This is a genomic window from Haloterrigena sp. H1, assembly GCF_005938085.1.
Taxonomy (GTDB): domain Archaea; phylum Halobacteriota; class Halobacteria; order Halobacteriales; family Natrialbaceae; genus Natrinema.
This window is the reverse complement of sequence record NZ_SMZK01000001.1, coordinates 993686-1013598: the sequence shown is the minus strand read 5'-3', so window position 1 is coordinate 1013598 and position 19913 is coordinate 993686. Positions and strand designations below refer to the sequence as shown.

Sequence of the window (19913 nt, the reverse complement as noted above, 5' to 3'; positions counted from 1 at the left end):
TGGAAGCCGGAACCGCGTGACGAGTATAGTAGCCACTGAAACGATTTACATACTGATCGCAACGCTGCCGTGCGATCAGGTGTACACTGACGTTCAGTGGCTACTGTATTCTGCGTCGAGATGCCCAAGCAGGAGATCGCACAGTCGGCCGGGCGCTTCGTGGGGCACCCAGTGACTTGTCGACGGCAGGATCTCGAGGCGACTCGTCGTACAGAACTCCGCGCTATCGACCGCCAGCGAGGGGACGAGCGCCGCGTCGTCCTCGCCCCAGACGACGAGTGTCGGTGCATCAACCCGGTCGGTCGGGAGCTGAGGTGGATACCGCAGCGCCGCCCGGTACCAGTGTAGCATCCCGGAGACCGCCCCATCCCGGCTCCAGGCCCGCCGGTAACGGGCCAGTTCGGCGTCGGTGAACGTTCCCGGCGCGGCGGTCCCCCGGAGCGCTCGCTCGAGGAGGCGATAGTCGTCGAACCGACAGGCGAGTTCGGGAATCCATGGGGGCTGAAAACAGATGGCATACCAGCTCCGACGCAGTTGCTCGGGGTTCGAAAGTAGTTGTCGCCGGTAGGCGGTCGGATGGGGCGCATTGACGATAGCGAGCCGATCGACGACCGCGGGGAACCGACACGCCAGGTCCCAGGCGACGATGCCACCCCAGTCGTGGCCGACGATGTGTGCAGTGTCGCGGCCTTCAGTCGCGATCAGGTCGACGATATCCTGTGACAGTACGCTCGTTCGGTATGCCCGAACACCGTCAGGCTTCTCGCTGCGGTTGTAGCCGCGCTGATCGGGAACGAGGACCCGATAGCCGGCCTCGACGAGCGGGGCGACCACGCCTCGCCAGCCATACCAGTACTCGGGAAAGCCGTGGAGTAAAACGACGAGCGGCGCGGCCTCGTCGCCAGCAGCGATGACGTGCGACTCGGTCCCGTTGACCGTTCGCCGTGACGATGTCGCGTCGACAGCTGACGGAAGAACGGACGCAAGCACGTCCTCCGGAACGGTCGATCCCCGGTTCGATCTCATTCCAATTGTCCTGTCTCCCGATTCGACATAGGAGTTGGGGCCTGTTCTCGAGTCGGTCGACTGATCGCGGCAGCGTCACGTCCAGACGCGAAGGCACTCGCTCGAGCAGAAGTCGAGGTCGATGGACTCCTCGCTGGCGGATTCGACGTGGGTCGTGAGTGTGTATGCAACCGCGTCGGATTCGCAGTTATCGCAGCCCATATGCTCCGTCCCCGGACAACATGCTTGAGTATATACCTATTAATCGAATAGTTTTGCGAGTAATAACCTATTTCATCGAAATGCTGTCGCAGTAAACACAGTGTTTCTTTCCTGGTGTCGGCCGGCGACTGCAGGAATGAGAGGGGCCCGCCCGTCGCCGACCGTGTCGATCACACTGACTCGCCGCGTGTCGAACGCTCGCCAGCCGACTCACAGCGTCGCCGCGAGACACCGGTATCGAAACCCTTACTCTCCGGAAGCCGGTGCGAACACGTATGAGCGACGACGCCGTCAGTCCCGAGGAGGTCCGCCACGTCGCGGAGCTGGCCCGCGTCGACCTCGCCGACGACGAGGTCGACCGGTTCGCCGGACAGTTCGCGGACATCCTCGAGTACTTCGAGACGTTAGACGAGGTGCCGGAGGTCGACCGCGAGGCCGATCTCGCGAACGTGATGCGGCCGGACGAAGAACGAGCCTCGCTCGACAGCGAGGAGGCACTCCGGAACGCGCCGGAAACAGAGGACGGCTACTTCAAGGGGCCGAACGTCTCGTAATCATGTCGGAGAATATTTTCATCACCGAGGAGCGGATCGAGGGTGCCGACGACGGCCCGCTGGCCGGCAAAACGGTCGCAATCAAGGACAATATCTCCACCGAGGGCGTTCGAACGACCTGCGGCTCGAAGATGCTCGCCGAGTACGTCCCGCCCTACGACGCGACGGTCGTCGCCCGGCTCAAAGAGGCCGGCGCGACCATCGTCGGGAAGGCCAACATGGACGAGTTCGGGATGGGGACGACCACCGAGACCTCCTACTTCGGGGAGACGGACAACCCCGCTGCACCCGGCCACGTCCCTGGTGGCTCCTCCGGTGGCTCGGCGGCCGCCGTCGCCGCCGGCGAGGCCGACCTCGCGCTCGGGTCCGACACCGGTGGCTCGGTTCGCTGTCCGGCCGCGTTCTGTGGCGTCGTCGGCATCAAGCCCACCTACGGGCTGGTCTCGCGGTACGGACTCGTCGCCTACGGTAACAGCTTAGAGCAGATCGGCCCCTTCGGCGAAACCGTCGAAGACGCCGCCGCGTTGCTCGACGTGATCGCCGGCAGCGACGAACGCGACGCGACCACGCGCAGCGAGGGCGACGACGCGAACTACGCCGACGCTGCGACCGGCGACGTCGACGGGCTCCAGATCGGCGTTCCCACCGAGTTACTCGAGGGGGCCGACGAGGGCGTCGTCGAGACGTTCTGGGACGCCATTGCTGATCTCGAGGACAAGGGCGCGTCGTACCACGAAGTTAGCCTCCCGTCGGTCGAACACGCCGTCGAGGCCTACTACGTGATCGCGATGTCGGAAGCCTCGTCGAACCTCGCGCGGTTCGACGGCGTCCGCTACGGTCACTCGGGTGGCTACGACGGCAACTGGAACGAGACGTTCGCGAAGGCCCGCGAGGAAGGGTTCGGTGACGAAGTCAAGCGCCGCATCCTGCTGGGTACCTACGCGCTCTCGGCGGGCTACCACGACAAGTACTACAAGAAGGCCCAGGACGCTCGCGCGTGGGTCAAACAGGACTTCGACGAGGCGCTTACCGAAGCTGACGTGCTCGCCAGCCCGACGATGCCGGTGCCGCCGTTCGAACTCGGCGAGAGTCTCGACGATCCGCTAAAGATGTACCTCGCCGACGCCAACACTACACCGGTCAACCTCGCGGACCTGCCCGCGATCTCGGTCCCGGCAGGCGAAACAGATGGGCTCCCCGTCGGCCTCCAGCTCGTCGGACCGGCGTTCGGCGAGGAACTGTTGATTCGGGCCGCGAGCGCGCTCGCCTGAACGCGACGCGCAACGGGCAGTCGCGGCCGTTCGTCTTCGTCGCTCGGGTGGCGGCGTATTCAGGTGTGCTTCTTATCTGTCAGTGATCGATACAGTACGTGTGCCCGTCGCTCCGGATCCCACGGACATATTCGATCGCGCCGTCGCCGAAGGTGAGCGGCGACTCGAGCAATCGACGCTCGAACTCGCGTCGACCAGCTTCATCGCGGGGTTTACGATCGTTTTCGGTATCGCTGCACTGGGAGTCGTCGATGGACTGGTTCAACCGCGATTCGGAGACATCGCACATATCGCGGGTGCGCTCGCCTTCGGCGTCGGCGTCGTGTTCCTGGTCGTCGGTCGAACGGAGCTCTTCAACGAGAACTTCGTTGCTCCGGCCGCCAAGGCGGTCGATCAGGACGGCTCGTGGATGCTCCAATCGCTCGGCCGCCTGTGGACTGTGACCCTCGTTTTCAATCTCATCGGTGGATTCCTCTTCGCGTTCGTCTTCGCCGTCGACGGCGTCCTTCCGTCGGGATCGGCGCATGCGTTGGCGCAGACTGCCGAGGGGATCGTTCATCGACCGATCAGAGGGATGTTCGCGAGTGCTATCGTCGGGGGCGCACTCGTGAGCCTCCTGTCGTACCTCCTCGCGGCCGTCAACAGCGTCCGAAGCCGCATCACGCTGGCCTACATCGTCGGCTTTCTGCTCGCGCTCGGTCCTTTCGATCACGTCATCGTCACTGCGGTCCACGTCTTCTTCGGCTTCCTCTTCGATGCCACGATCGGCTACGGCGCGCTGTTCGAGACGGTCGCCGTCGCTACCGCGGGGAACGTCGTCGGGGGCCTCGGGTTGGTGACGTTCACCCACGTTGCGCAGGTTCGGGGTGCGAGAAACGCGGAGTAGTTCGCCCCGAACAGTCGGGCACCGTGACTCGACGGGGCTGAAAACGGGTTTTCGGTCTCGAGCGGCGGATCGCGCCGACTACTCCTCGTATGCGAGGTTCATGATCCACTGCGAGAAGGCGTCGCTGTTGGGATCGACCTCCTCCTCGCCGATAAACGGCGAGAGCATGTCGCCGGCCATCAGCAGTCTGAAATCGAGGTCGCGTGCTGTCGGCGAGATGTAGTAGGTGTTGTGACCGTCGTAGACGGTCTCCTCGCGATCGACAAGGTCCTTTTCGACAAGCGATTCGACGATCCGGCTGCCCTTGCGCGAGGAGACATCCAGTTCCTTCCAGAAGTCGCTCTGGTGGATGCCGCCGGACTCGCGGACGAGTTCGAGACCGGCACGCTCGTCCTCGGTGAGTTCGGCTTCGGCCGTGGAAACGCTCACGGAGACCACCTCGCCGTGCGCGTCGCTACAGGCAGGAGTGCGTCCATACTACACCCAAGCGTGGGCGAGCCGCTTAAATGTGCCTTTCGTCGTCGACTGTCGATTCGACCACGGTGCCGTCGCTCTCAGGTCCGTTGCCGATCGCGAGGTCGACCTCATCATAGCTCGTTCGACAGGGCGGTCCCGGCGCGAAGGCGTGGTATTCTATGTCGGGGCCGAGCGCGAGCAGTGACGACGACTGGGTCCCGTATCCGTTCTCGTGGACGCAGGCACCGTACTCGTGGTCGCCGAGGACGTCGCTCGCTCGCTCGAGCCAGTCCATCGCCGTCTCGTCTGGTTGAGCCGTCAGCACCTCGCGAAGCGCGTTCGCGTCGTCGGCCTGCTCGCGGCCGATCTCGGCCCGACGCTCGGGAATGTCGATGTCGTCGTCGACGGCGACGTTGACGACGACGTGGATGCCCGGCTCGAACGCGGTCAGCGAGAGCGTGCCGTCCCACTGGTAACAGAACGCGTCCGTCGCGTCGGCGGCGACGAGATAGAAGCCGCTGTACTCGTCGGCGTCGGTCGCCGCTTCGACAATCGCTTTCGCATCGGCAGCGGAGCGGGCCTCGAGGATGTCCGCGACGAGCAGGCCACGCGAGCGCTCGCCGGCCAGATCGGCGTCGGTCCACTTGTTCGTGAGGCCGACGAAGACGCCGAACTCGTTGTAGCCGATCCACGTGCCGCCTGCTTCGGCATCCTGTGGCGCGATGACCAGCGGTTGGTCGTTGTAGACGGCAGGCGGAAGCGACTTCCGGTCGACCATTTCGTCACGGTTGGCCGCAACCGTGACCGGCGCGTCATCAAAGACCTGCCAAGCGAGCGTGAGCGTACACACGCGTCCGGGTAGGAACGCCAGTGTCTTAACTTCGGGTCCGACGGCAATCCGATTCGGGCCACCGCTCCGGCAGGCCGACGCGAAGACTGTCGTAGCCACTGACAGGCACTGCACACCGATCGAACGACAAAGCGCGGGTTAGACGGGTTCCGAACGCAAACCATCCACTGCGTGTGGTATCATCACTGTAGCGGCGCTCGAGACAAAGAGCACTTGAGTGGCTAGTGGTGGAATCCGAGACACATCTGATGGTGACTCACAGACCTGTGAGTAGCAACGTCACGCAGTCGCTCGATTGTCGTGAAGACGGCAGCGGTATCGGCAGGGTCGAACGATGAACGTGGGGACGGTCTTCGGGCTCGAGGATGCCACACGGGCCGAACGCGTCCTCTTCGTCGTGACGATGGCCGTGATGCTCGCACTCGGTGGGCTCGGACTGGCGCGGCCGTCGCTGCTGAGTAGCGCACTCACTGGCGCGAAAGGATGGATCCTTACCTACTTCGGCTGGTGGTTCATCTTGCTGGGGTTCGTCTTGCTCGCGGCCGTGATCGCCTTCACGGCCTCGCAATATGGGCGGCTCCGTATCGGCGGACCCGATGCCGAGCCGGAATTTGATCTCTTCTCGTGGTTGGCGATGGTATTTACCGTCGGATTCGGTGCCTCAGTGCTCATCTGGGGCGTCGCGGAGCCGATCTCGATCGTCCAGCACCCGCCGCCGGAGCCGGCCCCCGTCCAGGGGGCATCCGTCGAGGCGATGGCGCTGGCCTTCATGTTCATCCACGAGGTGTTCCCGGGACTGGCGATGTGGTATCTCCCCGTCGCGATCGCCTTCGGGATCGTCGTCTACACCGACGGCGTCGGTGACTACAAGATCAGCTCGATGCTCGCCGGCGTCGTCGACGAGGATCGGATCCCCGGCCTCTACTGGTTGGTCGATCTGGCGGCGCTGATCGCCACGATCGGCGGCATTTCGACCACGCTCGGCTTTAGCGCACAGACGATGTCGGCGATCCTCGGCCGAGTGTTCGGGCTCGACGCGACGATCCTGACCTACGTCGTGTTCGCGCTCATCGGGATCGTCTTCCTCGGCGACGTCTGGCTCGGGCTGCGGAAGGGCATCCGCAACGCGGCCCGCGCGACGGTGGTCCTCATCGGCGTCGCGATGGCCGTGCTCGCCGTCGTCGGGCCGAGCCTCTACATGCTCGAGTTGAGTCTGGACGCGACGGGCGTCTGGCTCAGCGAGATGTTCCGCCTGACGCTATACACGGCGCCAAACGCTGACGGTAACTGGGCGGCCAACTGGACCGGCTTCTGGTGGGCCTGGTGGGCCGCCTGGAGCATCTTCGTCGGAAGCTTCGTCGCCCGCGTCTCGAAGGGGCGGACCATCCGGGAGATGTTCGCCGTGCTCGTCGTGGTCCCGACGGTCTTCACCTGGATCCAGCACGGGCTCATCGGTGGCTGGGTGCTCGCGCCGGGCTATCAGGGACCGGTCGCCGAGGCGATGGCGTCGGCGGGTAACCCCGCAGCGATCGCGAAAGCGCTGCAGATCACGCCGTTTGGCACGGTGCTTGCGGTGCTGTTCGCCTTCATTATCGCCGGCTACATCATCACGTCGCTCGACTCGGCGGTCTTTATGATCTCGGCGATCACGCTCGGCGACGAGAACCCGAACCCGCGAAACCGCGCGTGGTGGGGCGGCCTACTGGCAGTCTTCGGCATGATGTCGCTCCGACTCGAGGAGTTCAGCGCCATCGAGTCGCTCTCGGTGACCATGGCGCTTCCGTTCTCGCTGTTCCTGTTGCTCGTCCTGTATGGCAGTTACGTCGTCGCTCGGGAGTACGTCCACGACGACGAGACGGCCCAACCGGATCCACAGCCGACCCGGCCACAGCCGGCGACCCGGAGCGTCACCGACGACGACTAGTCGATCATCGGATTCGGGCCGTTCTGCGTCCGGAACGACGACTGATACTGCTGGGCAGAACCATTTGAACTGTCATACCAGACGGCACAATTCTAATAGTCATCGTCGCCCGAATAGGGACAGTGGGTTCCTGGAACCGTACGCTCTCGGTCGTCGGTGGACGGCGTCTCGTCGTCGTCCTTGGCATACTCTATGTCGGGCTCGCAACAGGGCTGGCACTCGCCGAGCTTACAGGGGGGACGCCGCTTGGCAACGTGCTCATCACCGCGTTGCTCATCGCCGGCCCCGGGGCCGTCCTTCTCTCTGGAGGCTATCGGTTGACCACGTTCGACATCGACCCCGTGTTCTACACGACGATCGCAGGCTGGTGTCTCAGCGGCTTCGCAGTGATGGCCGTCGTCATCGTCGTCTACAGCCTCCAACCCGGCGAGGCAGTCAGCGAGTTGTCGACGATCCTCATTCTGACGGCACTCGCCACTGTCGCCGGCTTCGCCGCCGGCATCCACGATGCAAAGGCCGAAACCCGCACGCGCGAACTCGAGGAGCGCAACCAGGTGCTGGAAGCCACGCAGACGGAACTCGAGGAGACGGTCACCCGACTCGAGGAGGCCAACAAGAAGCTCGCAGCGTCGAACCAGCGCCTCGAGCACTATCGGGCCTACACCGACCGCGTGCTCGACGCCATCGACGACATCTTCTACGTGCTGGACCCCGACGGCACGGTCCGCCGGTGGAACGAGAGCCTCCGTGAGGTGACGGGCTACTCGGAATCGGAGCTCGCGTCGCTGACTGCTGTAGACGCCATCGACGAGGACGATCACGACCGCGTCACGGCCGCGATCGCCGAGGGCTTCGAAACGGGGAGCGTCCAAATCGAGGCGACGTTGCGCACCAGCAGTGGCGAGCGGATTCCCTACGAGTTCGCCGCCTCGAGAGTCGAAACCCTCGACGGCGAGCCGGTGCTTACGGGCATCGGACGCGACGTCTCCGAGCGCATGGCGCGCGAACGCGAACTCGAACAGCGGGCCCACCAGCAACAGGTCGTCGCGGATCTCGGCCAGCTCGCCCTCGAGACGGACGACCTTGACGAACTCATGCACGACGCGAGCCGACAGATAGCGACCGTCCTCGACACCGACTACGCCAAAGTGCTCGATCTCGACGACGTCGGCGAGGACCTCTTGCTCCGCCAGGGCGTCGGCTGGGACGACGGACTCGTCGGAACGGCGACGGTAGCGGCCGTCGAAGCCAACTCCCAGGCCGCTTACACCCTCGAGCAGGATCGGCCGATCGTCGTCGAAGACCTCGAGACGGACGAGCGGTTCAGCGGCCCCGCATTGCTAACGAATCACGACGTTCGCAGCGGCATCAGCACCATCATCGGCTCGGTCGACGACCCGTGGGGGATCCTCGCCACGCACGACACCGACCCGCAACAGTTCACCGACGAAGACATCACGTTCATCCAGAGCGTCGCGAACGTCCTCGCCGAAGCGATCGAGCGCCAGCAGTACCGGACTGAGCTCGAGGACCTCGTCGCCGATCTCGAGGAGTCAAACGAGCGCTTAGAGCAGTTCGCCTACGCAGCCTCCCACGACCTGCAGGAACCGCTGCGGATGGTCTCGAGTTACCTGCAGCTGATCGAAAGCCGATACGGCGACGACCTCGACGAGGACGGCCAGGAGTTCCTCGCGTTCGCCGTCGACGGGGCCGAGCGGATGCGCGAGATGATCGACGGCCTGCTCCAGTACTCCCGAGTCGAGACGCGGGGCGACCCGTTCGAGCCGGTCGACCTCGAGACCGTGCTCGAGGACGTGCGCAAGAACCTGCGGATGAAAATCGACGAACACGGTGCCGAGATCACGGCCGAAGACCTCCCTCGCGTCGAGGGCGACGACGGGCAGTTGCGCCAGGTGTTCCAGAACCTGCTGTCGAACGCGATCAAGTACAGCGGCGAAGACGCCCCTCGCGTACACGTATCGGCCGAGCAAGATGGAACGACATGGACGATCTCCATCGCCGACAACGGGATCGGCATCGACTCCGACGAACAGGAGCGGGTCTTCGAGGTGTTCCAGCGGCTCCACAGCCGCGAAACCCACAGCGGCACGGGCATCGGGCTCGCGCTCTGTGAGCGGATCATCGAACGCCACGGCGGCGAGATCTGGGTCGACTCCGAACCCGGCGAGGGCGCGACGTTTTCGTTTACCCTGCCAGCAGTCGGTACCGCCTCCGACCGTGAGGCCGGCGTCCGGTCGACGTGAGCCGTGCGTGATCGGCCTCGAGTCGGGTTAATTGGCAGCCGTCACACGGTCTGCTGTCCCGATGTCCCGGCCCGACCGCAGTGCGGGTCGCGGCTGGCCGGCACCCACTGACAGGAGTCCGTCTCATATTACTGGACAGCAGTCAATACGACGCCGGTCGCGAATTTGCGGACCTCACCTGCGGGGACGGCCGCATACACGCGACCGGCGTCACGTCGTTCTGTCCGGCAGTATCAGTCGGCGCACTGCTCGGGCGGCTCCGACTGGTCGACCTGCAGTGGATCGCCCACAGCCGTCGCGGTCACCAGCCGCAGGAACTCGCCAGCGTTCGTCAGCAGCTTGTTCTCCGCCTTCCGGAGGTGTTCCTCGTACGTCGACCGGGCGACGGCCGTCCGCTCGGCCAACTCACGCAGCGACGTCTGTCGCGGTTGCTCGTAGTAGCCGCTCTCGAGGGCCAGTCGGATCGCCGCCAGCTGTCGCTCGGTCAGGTCCTCGAAAAGTCGGTCGACCGGAGCCAGCATGCTGTGAGGGATTGCCTGTTCCGTGATCGCCGTCTTCGAGAGCACGTCGATGTCCCGGTCAGCCTCGAGGTCCTGGATGAGGGCCCGTACGTCGGCCTCGTTGAACGCGATCACCGTGTAGTGTTCCCAGCCCTGCCGGTGAACCGTCGGCGGCTGATACAGACAGTTGTTCGCCTCGAACCGGTCGATGATCGACTCCTCGAGCGAACAGAGACACGCCTGCGTGACGACGTGCAGTCCGGTGTCGTCGACCGACCGGTGGAGAATCGATCCCAGCGCGTCGATCTCTGCGAGAAGGTCGTCCGTCGGGGTCTCCGGGGACGTGATCTCCAGGACCTGACAGTCGCTCAGGTACCACTCGCGGATCGTGAGATCTGGGTGGCGTTCCGAAATCTCTCGGTAAGGACACTCGTGTTTGACCCGGAACGAGGCCTCGTACAGGCTCATACCGCGGTCTTCGGTCGGCAGCCAGGTAACAGTGCCGGTCATGACCGGCAGTGTCTATATTCGATGCTAGTCCGTACGAGTGAGCACGAATGACCGACGCGAACTCGAGCGAGAGGAACCGACGACTGCGAACGAACAGGACCTACTCCGAGCGCGTTCGACGACACCTGTTGTGTGGCCGCAGAATCCATGAGTGAGACCACCGAGCCGACCCAAGGTATCCGAGAACACCTCGGACAGTTCTCGCTACACGTTCTGCTGGTGTTCGCGACCGGGTTGACGATCGGGTCGGAGCGTACCGTTGTCCCCGTCCTGGGCGAGGACGTCCTCGGCGTCGAGTCGTTTTTCGTCATCGGCTCGTTCGTCGTCTCCTTTGGCTTCGTCAAGGCGCTGCTCAACCTCTACGCCGGCAAGTGGGGCGAGGAGTACGGGCGCAAGCCGGTGCTCGTCGCCGGCTGGCTCACCGCGCTGCCGATCCCGGTGATCCTCATCTTCGCCCCCAACTGGTGGTGGATCACCGCCGGGAACGTCTTACTGGGGATCAACCAGGCGCTGACCTGGAGCATGGCGATCAACGCCAAGATCGACCTCGCCAGCCCCGACCAGCGCGGCCTCGCCGTCGGCATCGACGAGGCCTTCGGCTACACCGGCGTTGCCGTCGGTGCGTGGCTCACTGGCGTTATCGCCGGTCAGACGAGTCTCCGCCCGGAGCCGTTCTACTTCATGGCCGCCGTCGTGGTGCTCGCATTCCTGATCGCGGTGTTTCTCATCACAGAGACGGTCCAGCTCGCACACCTCGAGGGTGACGAGGACCACCACGACGCGAACCTCCCGTTCGAGGAGGTCCTGAAGCGTGCGACCTACGGTGACAAGACGCTGTTCGCGGCGGCGCAGGCCGGCCACATCGAGAATTTCGTCGATACGCTGTTCTGGATCGCCGTCCCGCTCTATCTCACGAACCAGAACCTCGCGATCGAGGCCGTCGGCGTCGTCGTCGGCGTCCACAGCGCGATGTACTTTCTCCAGATCGGGACCGGCGGCCTCGCCGACCGTATCGGTCGCCGCCCACCGGTCGTTGCGGGGATGTTCCTCGCCGGAGCGGGGGTCCTCGGAATGGTGTTCGTCGATAGCTACCTCCCCTGGGCGGTCCTGGCCGCCGTTTCCGGGCTTGGCATGGCGCTGCTGTACCCGAACCTGATGACGGTCCCGAGCGACGCGGCCCACCCAACGTGGCGGTCGGCCGGCATGGGCGTCTATCGGATGTGGCGCGACGCCGGCTACGGCGTCGGTGCGATCCTGATCGGCCTCTCGATGGAGTTCGTGAACCTCGAGGCCGCCTTCTACATGACCGCCGTCCTGATGTTCGCCTCCGGCACAATCGTGTATGTGTGGATGGAAGAGACGCATCCGGAGTTCGGGACCCACGAACCGCCGGCGCCTGCACCGGATGCGCCGACACAGATTTCGTCCGAAGACTGACGGCTCTTCGCAGTCCACATTGAACATCCTTTCTGAGGAATTGTCGTCCGATAACTGTGGATCGTTCGGAAAACGAATGGGCGCTGCAGGATTTGAACCCGCGACAGCTTGGTCCGAAGCCAAGTACTCTGTCCAGACTGAGCTAAGCGCCCTCACCGATTTGTTTCCGATGGGTGCGTATAAGTCACTCGATTTTCACTGGTTCCGACAGGGAGAGACACACGTACTATCGGTGATTTTCAGCCAATGACAATCACCGACGGGGATCTTTGGGACGAGATTCCAAGAGCGGCATAGATCATGACGGAAGCCGAGGCCCCGATACCAGGCGAAGTGCAGTCCGACACGACGCCACTCGAGTTGCTGGCCGACGAGGAGGACGTCTGGACCGCTGTCCCCGCGGACGCAAGCGGCGACGAGCGGGTGAGCAAATGGCTCGCCGTCGAGGGGGAACTGCTCTGTGATCTCGAGGAGTGGCGCTGAGACGCTGTTCCCGGAGCGGATCGGCATTCAGTTCTACTGATATGACCGGACAGAACTATTTGAAGATCGATCGTTCGGACGCGTCCATCGCCATCGGAGACGGACGGCTTTCGCGATCGACATCGCACTGACTGCTGTCCGGTAGTATGACGATCGAATAGCGGTCTGTTCTAGAGAGGCAGCCAGAGTCGGCGCTGCCGCCGCGCGGTGGATCGCACCGTTTAACCAGTGTCCATGACCATCCTCGTGTATGACAGTCGGCGAGACGGGTCGTGGGTTGCTCGAGTTGACGCGGCCGGTAAACGTCATCGCAGCGAGCGTGTTGACGTTCATCGGATCGTTCGTCGCCGGCGGCGTGTCCGAGGAGCCGATGGCGGTCGTCACTGCGGTCGCGGCGACGGGGCTTGCAGTCGGTGCGGGAAACGCGATCAACGACTACTTCGATCGGGAAATCGATCGGATCAACCAGCCCGACAGGGCGATCCCCCGCGGGGCAGTGAGCCCACGCGGTGCGCTGGCCTTTAGCGTCGCTCTCTTTGCCGGCGCGATCGTCCTCGCACTGACACTGCCGCGATTGGCGATCGGGATCGCGACCGTCAATCTCCTCGCGTTGGTCGCGTACACCGAGTTTTTCAAGGGACTGCCCGGATTGGGCAACGCACTCGTCGCCTATCTGGTCGGCAGCACGTTTCTCTTTGGTGCTGCCGCGATCGACGGCGGCGAGGTCGGCCCGGCAATCGTGTTGTTCGTGCTCGCGGCGATCGCAACGCTGACCCGGGAGATCATCAAAGACGTCGAGGATATCGAAGGGGATCGCGAGGAGGGACTGCACACCCTTCCGATCGCGATCGGAGAACGGCGCGCACTCGCCACTGCAGCCGTGTTGCTCGTAGCGGCCGTCGTCGCCAGTCCGATTCCGTATCTGCGCGCGGAGTTCGGCGTCGCATATTTGCTCGTCGTCGCACCTGCTGATGCCATCATGCTAGTCGCCGCCTACGAGAGCTTCGAGAACCCGACCGCCGGCCAATCACATCTCAAATACGGGATGTTTCTCGCTGCACTGGCGTTTATCGTCGGACGCGTCGCCCTCGAGCTTTCGTTCTCGATATAGGACACAGCAGGCGCGGGAGCGGTCGATCGGGGAATCCATTCGGACCCGTGATCGATGGGTGAGGCTTCTAATCAAAAGTTCTATAAGCCGCTTCGCATATTTCCACATAACACGCTGGCTACTAGGTGGGCTGTGGTCCCAGCTCGTCGCCACGGCGATGGATGTGAGTATCCCGTATGTATGATCTTGCAGATGGCCTTCCGGACGTTGATCTCGATCCGGGGACGAACGTGCTCGTCGCAGGCCCGCCACTGACAGGCAAACGGCGGATCGCCTTCGACATCCTTGCAAGCGGTGCGAACCGCGGTAATGGGTCTATCATCGTTACCACGAAAGACAGCGCCGACAAGGTCCTCGAGAGTTTCGACAGCCGCGTCGACGACGGCGTCGAACCCGATGTCGGCGTTGTCGACTGCGTGACGAAACAGCGCGGGATCGGGACTATCGACGACGATCCGCGGATCAAATACGCTTCGTCGCCGGTCGACATGACCGGAATCGGAATCAAACTCTCCGAATTCCTTCAGGAGTTCTACGAGACGCGAGAGCACACCGAGAACCGCGTGCTCATGCACTCCGTTTCGACGCTACTGATGTACTCAGATCTTCAGACCGTGTTTCGATTCCTCCACGTATTCACGGGCCGCATTCAAAGTGCCGACGCACTGGGCCTCTACGTAATCGACTCGACGTCACACGACGACCAAATGATGAACACGCTCAAACAGCTGTTCGATGCCGTCATCGAACTCGAGGAGTCGGCCGACGGCGACGACCCAACGATTCGGACGGCTGGTCTCTCGCCATAAGGCGCGCAGCCTCACTGATACGGTCTGCTGTCCCGACGTCCCGGCGCACCCGCAGGACGGGTGGCGGGCCCACCGGCACCCATGAAAGGAGTCGTATGTCTCTATACTTCACCAGTCGTTACTCCTAACCCCGCTGAGTGACCGGTATTTTCACACGCAGGGGCCACGAAGGGCGCCGTATGGATCAACCACGACGAGCGTTCCTCGAGACGTTGCTCACCACTGCGACGCCGTCCGGCTTCGAGGCGGCCGGCCAGCGCCACTGGATCGAGTACGTCGAGGAGTTCGCCGACGAGGTACGGACTGACGCGTACGGAAACGCCGTTGCCGTCCTCGAGGGCGGCGAACCGACCGTCGCACTCGCCGGCCACGGCGACGAAATCGGCTATATGGTTCGGGATATCGAGGACAACGGCGCGATTCGCATGACGGCGATCGGTGGCGCCGATCGGACGGTTTCGAAGGGCCAGCACGTCCGTATTCACACCGATGACGGGCCGGTTCCCGGTGTGATCGGCCAGACAGCCATTCACATGCGCGATCAGGAAGACGAATCGCTCGACGACATCGACGAACAGCACATCGACATCGGTGTGAGCGATGCGGACGAGGCCGCGGAGTTGGTCGAGCGTGGTGACCCGATCACCGTCGAGCAGACGATCAACGACTTGGAAAACGACCGTATCACAGCGCGGGGACTGGACAACCGCATTGGGGTGTGGGCTGCGGCCGAAGGGCTTCGCCGTGCCGCTGGCTCGGACCCCGACGCGACGGTCTACGCCGTCTCGACGGTGCAAGAAGAGCTCGGCCTGCAGGGTGCGAAAATGGTCGGGTTCGACCTCGAGCCCGATGTCGTCATCGCGACGGACGTCACCCACGCGACGGATGCGCCGGGCACACCCTCGGGTGAGAAAAACGGGATCGAACTGGGCGACGGGCCGGTTATCACACGCGGCAGCGCGAACCATCCGCGGGTCGTCGAGGCTGCCCGTGAGGTCGCGTCCGACGCCGCCATCGAGGTGCAGTTACAGGCCGCAGGGAGCCGGACCGGGACGGACGCCGACGCCTTCTACACCGCACGTGGCGGAATTCCGTCGCTCAACCTCGGCGTTCCTAACCGCTACATGCACACGCCCGTCGAGGTACTCGATCTCAACGATCTCGACGCGGCGGCGACCCTTCTCGGGGAGTTCGCGGCGACTGCTCACGAATTCGAGTTCGCGGTCGACATCTAGCGGTGCCGGTGTGAGCAAGCGGCCGTGGTCCCCTCGTCGCTGCAACCCCGAGACGTTTCACGGTCGCGTCCCTACGCTGTGGTATGTCAGTCGACTCCACCGACGAACTCGAGGCCGTACTCGCACACGACACGATCGCCGTCGTCGGCTGCTCGAGCACGCCCGGGAAGGCAGCCCACAACGTGCCGAAGTACATGCTCGAGCACGGTTACGATATCGTTCCGGTCAATCCGTTCGCGGACGAGATCTTCGGCCGCGAGGCCGCCGACAGCCTCGCAGACGTCGTGGAGACGATCGACGTCGTCTGTGTGTTCCGCCCCAGTGAGGAGGTCAGCGACGTCGTCGATGCCGCGCTCGAGCGCGACGACGTGAACGCGATCTGGACCCAATCGGGCATTCGCGATGACGACGCCGCAGCTCGGGCGACAGCCGACGGTCGAACCGTCGTCCAGGATCGATGTCTGAAAGTCGAGCACCGACGGCTGATTGCCTGATACTGTCAGACAGCAGTCAATACGACGTCGGTCGCGAATTCGTGGCCGTCTCCACCGGTGACGGCCACAGCAGCGCGACCGATCGTCACGTCGTTCTGTCCGGCAATATGAGACGAGCTGCTCCCGTTGTGTCCCTATTCGGCAGTCGCGTCGCCGGAGTCTGCGTCGGACGCTGCATCCGCGTTCGCCGCCGAGTCGGCGGGATCGGTGTCGGCCTCGAGTTCGGCGTCGTCGATCGCCGCCTCTGCGAGGATTTCCTCGCCGTCGAGTCCCTGCTCTTCCGCGAGCGCGAGCAAGAGCGCGCGCTGTTCGGTGAGCTGGTGGTCCATGCGTGCGACCGTCTCGTGGGTTTCCTCTGCCTTCTCCTCGAGTCCCGTAATTCGCTGCTGGAGTTTCTGGACCTGTTTGTACATCGCCTCGGCCCGATCCGAGAGAGTCTGAATCTTCTTTGCAGTGCTGCCGAGTCCCATACCAGACCGATATATCGTGGCGCTAATGGGCCTTTTCCCTCTGTTCGTTCGCAGAGTAGGTAGAATAACAAATATCACTACTAGATAGATTTCTCATGAACCGTCGACAGTCACCAAACGAACCCGAGGGTTGGCTGATTGATATCACTCACCTATATATTTCATCGGTGTAGTGACACGAACGATGACGTTCACGAGAGGGACAAGGGCCGACGGCTCCGGTCGTCGGACACTGCTTTCCGCTACCGGTGTGGCGCTCGCGACCGGGTTGGCTGGCTGTCTCGGCGTCCTCGAGTCCGACGACGACGGAGAACCGGGATCCGAGGAAACCGGCTCGAAATCGACCGACGAAACGGCGGCGCTTCGGAAGCGACTGGCCGACGCCGAACCGTACCGAATGGACCAGTACGGCCCAGGCCACGTCGGTGCGACGGCCGACGAGGGGCCGACCGACGACATCGAGGCCGTCTGGACGTTCCGCGAGGGGGAACTCGGGCCGGCCTATGATATCGGATCTCCCGCGGTCGTCGACGGAACGGTCTACGTCGCGGAGGGGCGATCCGTCGGAGAGGACGACGCGGAGACGGTCGTCTACGCCCTCGATGGCGCGACGGGAGACGTCGAGTGGGACTGGACCTACCCCGGGACGAACTCGTTCGGTTCGACCACCGTCGTCGACGGCGCCGTCGTCCACGGCATCGGCGCGTCGGTCGTCGCCCTCGAGGCCGACTCGGGGACTGAACGCTGGCGACTCGATCGGGACTTCTCCGACGAAATCACGGTCGCCGACGGGACGGTGTACGCGATCAACACGACGTACGCCGATCCGCCGACGCTCGTCGCGATCGACCTCGAGACGGGCCGCGAACGCTGGAGCGCCCCGCTCACCGATGGCCGGCTATACTGGCCGACACCGCCGACAGTCGCCGACGGGACGGTCTACCAGGGCGGGGTCGACATCGTCGCGCTGTCGGCGGCCGACGGCGGACAGCAGTGGTCTCGGGACCTCGGGGAGACGGTCACCGGATCGCCGACGATCGTCGACGACGCACTGTACGTCCCCGTCGCCGACGGCACCGTCGCGGCGTTCGATCCGGACGGCACGGAGCGATGGCGACAACCGGTCGAAAGCGGCGGGCAGTGGTCGGGGAGGGAATCCGTCACGTCGCCGGCGGTCGCCGACGGATCGCTGTACGTCGTGAGTTCGTGGCAACTGACCGCTCTCGACGCCGAGACCGAGTCGGAACGCTGGACGACCGGGATCCGTGGGAACCATCCGCCGGTGGTCGCCGACGGCGCCGTCTACGTGAGCGGGCTGAACACGATGGAAGCGTACGACGCCGCCGACGGGACGCTCCTGTGGCGATACGGGTCCGAGGCGACGAGTGGCAGCGGCGATCCGATCGCGCCGGTCGTCGGCGGGACCGTCTTCTTCCCGAGCGCGGGACTCCACGCGCTCCGAAAGATGGGCGACTGACCCCGCGCCGTCTGTCGATCGTGGAGGCGAAAGGCCCTTAAGGTCCGCCCGTCTACGGATAGACGGATAGGTCGGGCAGTTAGGCCCTGCTCACTACCCGCGCTATGGTCTTTAGCGGGGACCGAACGCCGCAGGCGTCCGGTCAGACCGACCGGGGCCTCGGGAGCCAACATGGAAGCCTCGTCCGTCGGGGACAGCGGTCTGCGATGGCCGTCCGCAGGGACGTCCCATCGTAGTTAGTCGGCGACAGCCCATCAGGCGCGGAAGCGAGCAGTGGACCGCCGAACACCTGTCGCTCGACGGGTCGCGGGGTGGAGAAGGCAACCGAGATTCCCCCGGCCGGAACGCCGGGCAAGTGCGGTCTTCCGCCATTCATACACAACGACCTTTTACACTGCACTCAGCGACGGCGACGGCAGCGTTGCTGCCGCACGCCGTCGCGTCGCTCGGTAAAATCTCGAGAGAGCGGAGCTCTCTCGGACCTCGCGGGAGCTTCGCTCCCGCTTAGGGTCGATCAAAAGCATTCCTCCTTCCGTTCGTTACACTCACATCAGTCGTCAGCCCGCTCGCTCGGCCTGCGGCCTCGCTCGCGGTTCTATCGGTAACGGCCTGCGCTCCCGGCCATCGGATTTGAGACTCGAGAGACCCGTACTGTTTCAAAAAGGAGCGGTCGGACAGCGTTATTCGGCCGGTTGCACGACGCTCTGGCCGCTGGCGCTTTCGAACTCGAGGCCGCCCTCGAGCGTACGGACGGGATAGGGGATGTCGATCCCTTCTTCGTCAAAACGCTGTTTGACGGCGGTAACGTACTCGCCGCGAATGCGGACGAAGTCGGCACGGGACGGGTCCGTGATCCAGAACCGTGACTGGAGGCCGACGTCAGACGAGCCGAGTTCGGTCAGTCGGACCGACGGGGCAGGGTCGTCCATGATGTCGGGATGGCGTTCGGCTTCCTTGACGATGATATCGGTTGCCTGCTCGATGTCGTCGTCGTAGCCGATCCCGAAGACGAATTTTAGCCGGAGCTTGTCGGCCTCGACAGGATTTTTGAGAACGCTTTCGGTGAGCGCCGAATTGGGGACCGTCAGCAGTTCGTTGTCGAACGTGCGCACCCGGGTCACGCGAAGGCTAATATCCTCGACGACGCCCGAATACGTCCCGTCGTCCCACTCGATCCAGTCGCCGATGCGGAACGGCTTGTCCGTATAGATGAAGACGCCGGACACGAAGTTCGAGATCACGTTCTGCATCGCCAGCCCGATCGCGAGCGCGCCGGCCGCCGCGATGCCGGCCATCGAAACGAGGAGGTTGCCGAAGCCGGCGAAGCTAAACGCGATTGCGAGCGCGAGGAACCCGACACCAAAGCGCGTGAGCAACAACAGCGGGTTCTTGGCGTGCTCGTCGAGGTCACGCCTATCGAGGGCCCGCTCGATCAACGGGACGACCACCAGCCGACCGAGCACCCAAATCACGGCGAGTGCGGCGACGAATTTGATCGCACCCTCGGCTAACCCGGCCTGTGCCGCGGAAAGCCCAGCCCCCTCGAGCGCCTCGCCGATCAGGCCGAGATCCGCGTCCCCACTCTGAAGCGGGACCGCGGAACCGACGCTCATCGATGCAACACCGCAGTGTGTCCGCGCGTGTCGACGAGGTCCGCGTTGACACGCTCCGCGAGGTCGGCCGCTTTCTCGTCGGTCGAACTCCCAGCCCGGGCGGCCCGCAGGAATTTGACTTTCACGAGCTCTCTGTCGGTCAACTGATCGTCGAGTTCGTCGACGACGGCATCGACACCGCTTTTTCCGACCCAGACGGTGACGTCGAGATCGTGTACACGGCGCTTGCGTTCCTGATTGTCCATATCCCTGTATAAGAGAGCGGAGCGGTTTCAATCTTCTCGATGCGGCACGGCCGACGAATATGCGATGCAGTCACGAGATCGATTACCGACAATCCGC

General features: G+C 63.9%; 20 protein-coding genes, 1 tRNA gene and 1 other RNA gene. 13 read left to right on the top strand and 9 right to left on the bottom strand.

Annotation, left to right across the window (positions count from 1 at the left end; all coding sequences use genetic code 11):
- Positions 1–93: 93 nt before the first annotated feature.
- Both E2L06_RS05135 and E2L06_RS22735 read right to left on the bottom strand, forming a co-directional pair.
- On the bottom strand, positions 94–1026 hold the full coding sequence (locus E2L06_RS05135; protein WP_138779229.1) for an alpha/beta fold hydrolase: 933 nt from the start codon (positions 1024–1026) through the stop codon (positions 94–96).
- Positions 1027–1101: 75 nt separating this feature from the next.
- Positions 1102–1227 (bottom strand): hypothetical protein, encoded by a 126-nt coding sequence (locus E2L06_RS22735; RefSeq protein WP_283241348.1) that lies wholly within the window; start codon positions 1225–1227, stop codon positions 1102–1104.
- A gap of 275 nt (positions 1228–1502) precedes the next feature.
- Here E2L06_RS22735 and gatC point away from each other — a divergent pair, with 275 nt between their 5' ends.
- From gatC to E2L06_RS05120, 3 genes are all read left to right on the top strand, one after another.
- Positions 1503–1781: an Asp-tRNA(Asn)/Glu-tRNA(Gln) amidotransferase subunit GatC gene (gene gatC / locus E2L06_RS05130; protein WP_138779227.1), complete on the top strand. Its 279-nt coding sequence runs from the start codon at positions 1503–1505 to the stop codon at positions 1779–1781.
- 2 nt (positions 1782–1783) lie between these two features.
- Positions 1784–3052, top strand: a complete 1269-nt coding sequence (gene gatA / locus E2L06_RS05125) for an Asp-tRNA(Asn)/Glu-tRNA(Gln) amidotransferase subunit GatA (protein ID WP_138779225.1) — start codon at positions 1784–1786, stop codon at positions 3050–3052.
- Between the two features lie 100 nt (positions 3053–3152).
- Positions 3153–3938 carry a formate/nitrite transporter family protein gene (locus tag E2L06_RS05120; RefSeq protein WP_138779223.1) on the top strand — a complete coding sequence of 262 codons (786 nt, stop codon included), beginning with the start codon at positions 3153–3155 and terminating at the stop codon, positions 3936–3938.
- Between the two features lie 78 nt (positions 3939–4016).
- Here E2L06_RS05120 and E2L06_RS05115 read toward each other — a convergent pair whose 3' ends face one another.
- Entirely contained in the window at positions 4017–4367 is a 351-nt protein-coding gene (locus tag E2L06_RS05115; RefSeq protein ID WP_138779221.1) for a MarR family transcriptional regulator, read from the bottom strand.
- A 73-nt stretch (positions 4368–4440) separates the two neighbouring features.
- Positions 4441–5244 (bottom strand): NRDE family protein, encoded by an 804-nt coding sequence (locus tag E2L06_RS05110; RefSeq protein ID WP_138779219.1) that lies wholly within the window; start codon positions 5242–5244, stop codon positions 4441–4443.
- Between the two features lie 334 nt (positions 5245–5578).
- On the opposite strand from E2L06_RS05110, the gene E2L06_RS05105 reads away from it, so the two are divergent.
- Positions 5579–7168, top strand: a complete 1590-nt coding sequence (locus E2L06_RS05105; protein ID WP_138779216.1) for a BCCT family transporter — start codon at positions 5579–5581, stop codon at positions 7166–7168.
- 122 nt (positions 7169–7290) lie between these two features.
- Positions 7291–9432 carry an ATP-binding protein gene (locus E2L06_RS05100; protein WP_212750764.1) on the top strand — a complete coding sequence of 714 codons (2142 nt, stop codon included), beginning with the start codon at positions 7291–7293 and terminating at the stop codon, positions 9430–9432.
- A gap of 233 nt (positions 9433–9665) precedes the next feature.
- Here E2L06_RS05100 and E2L06_RS05095 read toward each other — a convergent pair whose 3' ends face one another.
- Entirely contained in the window at positions 9666–10400 is a 735-nt protein-coding gene (locus tag E2L06_RS05095) for a helix-turn-helix domain-containing protein (RefSeq protein WP_138779213.1), read from the bottom strand.
- A gap of 189 nt (positions 10401–10589) precedes the next feature.
- On the opposite strand from E2L06_RS05095, the gene E2L06_RS05090 reads away from it, so the two are divergent.
- A complete protein-coding gene (locus E2L06_RS05090) occupies positions 10590–11879 on the top strand; it encodes an MFS transporter (RefSeq protein WP_138779211.1) in 1290 nt (429 codons plus the stop codon).
- A gap of 77 nt (positions 11880–11956) precedes the next feature.
- Here the strand turns inward: E2L06_RS05090 and E2L06_RS05085 are convergent.
- A tRNA-Arg gene (locus E2L06_RS05085) sits at positions 11957–12031 on the bottom strand.
- A gap of 148 nt (positions 12032–12179) precedes the next feature.
- Here E2L06_RS05085 and E2L06_RS05080 point away from each other — a divergent pair.
- The 5 genes from E2L06_RS05080 (at position 12180) to E2L06_RS05060 (ending at position 16011) form a co-directional block, all read left to right on the top strand.
- Positions 12180–12362 (top strand): hypothetical protein, encoded by a 183-nt coding sequence (locus E2L06_RS05080; protein WP_138779209.1) that lies wholly within the window; start codon positions 12180–12182, stop codon positions 12360–12362.
- Positions 12363–12612: 250 nt separating this feature from the next.
- Entirely contained in the window at positions 12613–13473 is an 861-nt protein-coding gene (locus E2L06_RS05075) for a geranylgeranylglycerol-phosphate geranylgeranyltransferase (protein ID WP_138779207.1), read from the top strand.
- A gap of 176 nt (positions 13474–13649) precedes the next feature.
- Positions 13650–14282 (top strand): recombinase RecA, encoded by a 633-nt coding sequence (locus E2L06_RS05070; RefSeq protein WP_138779205.1) that lies wholly within the window; start codon positions 13650–13652, stop codon positions 14280–14282.
- 179 nt (positions 14283–14461) lie between these two features.
- Positions 14462–15517: a M20/M25/M40 family metallo-hydrolase gene (locus tag E2L06_RS05065; protein WP_138779203.1), complete on the top strand. Its 1056-nt coding sequence runs from the start codon at positions 14462–14464 to the stop codon at positions 15515–15517.
- Between the two features lie 83 nt (positions 15518–15600).
- Positions 15601–16011 (top strand): CoA-binding protein, encoded by a 411-nt coding sequence (locus E2L06_RS05060; protein ID WP_138779201.1) that lies wholly within the window; start codon positions 15601–15603, stop codon positions 16009–16011.
- 134 nt (positions 16012–16145) lie between these two features.
- Here the strand turns inward: E2L06_RS05060 and E2L06_RS05055 are convergent, their stop codons facing one another.
- Positions 16146–16481: a DUF5798 family protein gene (locus E2L06_RS05055; RefSeq protein WP_138779199.1), complete on the bottom strand. Its 336-nt coding sequence runs from the start codon at positions 16479–16481 to the stop codon at positions 16146–16148.
- 184 nt (positions 16482–16665) lie between these two features.
- Here E2L06_RS05055 and E2L06_RS05050 point away from each other — a divergent pair, with 184 nt between their 5' ends.
- Positions 16666–17958: a PQQ-binding-like beta-propeller repeat protein gene (locus tag E2L06_RS05050; RefSeq protein ID WP_138779197.1), complete on the top strand. Its 1293-nt coding sequence runs from the start codon at positions 16666–16668 to the stop codon at positions 17956–17958.
- Between the two features lie 59 nt (positions 17959–18017).
- Positions 18018–18330, top strand: an RNA gene (ffs, locus tag E2L06_RS05045) — signal recognition particle sRNA.
- Between the two features lie 308 nt (positions 18331–18638).
- Here ffs and E2L06_RS05040 read toward each other — a convergent pair.
- Positions 18639–19571, bottom strand: coding sequence for a mechanosensitive ion channel family protein (locus tag E2L06_RS05040; protein ID WP_138779195.1), 933 nt, complete (start codon positions 19569–19571; stop codon positions 18639–18641).
- Positions 19568–19816: a YhbY family RNA-binding protein gene (locus tag E2L06_RS05035; protein ID WP_138779193.1), complete on the bottom strand. Its 249-nt coding sequence runs from the start codon at positions 19814–19816 to the stop codon at positions 19568–19570. Before E2L06_RS05035 ends, E2L06_RS05040 begins: the two co-directional genes overlap by 4 nt.
- Positions 19817–19913 lie beyond the last annotated feature (97 nt).

Coding starts and splice junctions, on each gene's coding strand:
- E2L06_RS05135 (WP_138779229.1), bottom strand. CDS start 1,026: ATGAGATCGAACCGGGGATCGACCGTTCCGGAGGACGTGCTTGCGTCC.
- E2L06_RS05105 (WP_138779216.1), top strand. CDS start 5,579: ATGAACGTGGGGACGGTCTTCGGGCTCGAGGATGCCACACGGGCCGAA.
- E2L06_RS22735 (WP_283241348.1), bottom strand. CDS start 1,227: ATGGGCTGCGATAACTGCGAATCCGACGCGGTTGCATACACACTCACG.
- gatA (WP_138779225.1), top strand. CDS start 1,784: ATGTCGGAGAATATTTTCATCACCGAGGAGCGGATCGAGGGTGCCGAC.
- E2L06_RS05055 (WP_138779199.1), bottom strand. CDS start 16,481: ATGGGACTCGGCAGCACTGCAAAGAAGATTCAGACTCTCTCGGATCGG.
- E2L06_RS05075 (WP_138779207.1), top strand. CDS start 12,613: ATGACAGTCGGCGAGACGGGTCGTGGGTTGCTCGAGTTGACGCGGCCG.
- E2L06_RS05080 (WP_138779209.1), top strand. CDS start 12,180: ATGACGGAAGCCGAGGCCCCGATACCAGGCGAAGTGCAGTCCGACACG.
- gatC (WP_138779227.1), top strand. CDS start 1,503: ATGAGCGACGACGCCGTCAGTCCCGAGGAGGTCCGCCACGTCGCGGAG.
- E2L06_RS05065 (WP_138779203.1), top strand. CDS start 14,462: ATGGATCAACCACGACGAGCGTTCCTCGAGACGTTGCTCACCACTGCG.
- E2L06_RS05035 (WP_138779193.1), bottom strand. CDS start 19,816: ATGGACAATCAGGAACGCAAGCGCCGTGTACACGATCTCGACGTCACC.
- E2L06_RS05090 (WP_138779211.1), top strand. CDS start 10,590: ATGAGTGAGACCACCGAGCCGACCCAAGGTATCCGAGAACACCTCGGA.
- E2L06_RS05050 (WP_138779197.1), top strand. CDS start 16,666: ATGACGTTCACGAGAGGGACAAGGGCCGACGGCTCCGGTCGTCGGACA.
- E2L06_RS05070 (WP_138779205.1), top strand. CDS start 13,650: ATGTATGATCTTGCAGATGGCCTTCCGGACGTTGATCTCGATCCGGGG.
- E2L06_RS05060 (WP_138779201.1), top strand. CDS start 15,601: ATGTCAGTCGACTCCACCGACGAACTCGAGGCCGTACTCGCACACGAC.
- E2L06_RS05040 (WP_138779195.1), bottom strand. CDS start 19,571: ATGAGCGTCGGTTCCGCGGTCCCGCTTCAGAGTGGGGACGCGGATCTC.
- E2L06_RS05095 (WP_138779213.1), bottom strand. CDS start 10,400: ATGAGCCTGTACGAGGCCTCGTTCCGGGTCAAACACGAGTGTCCTTAC.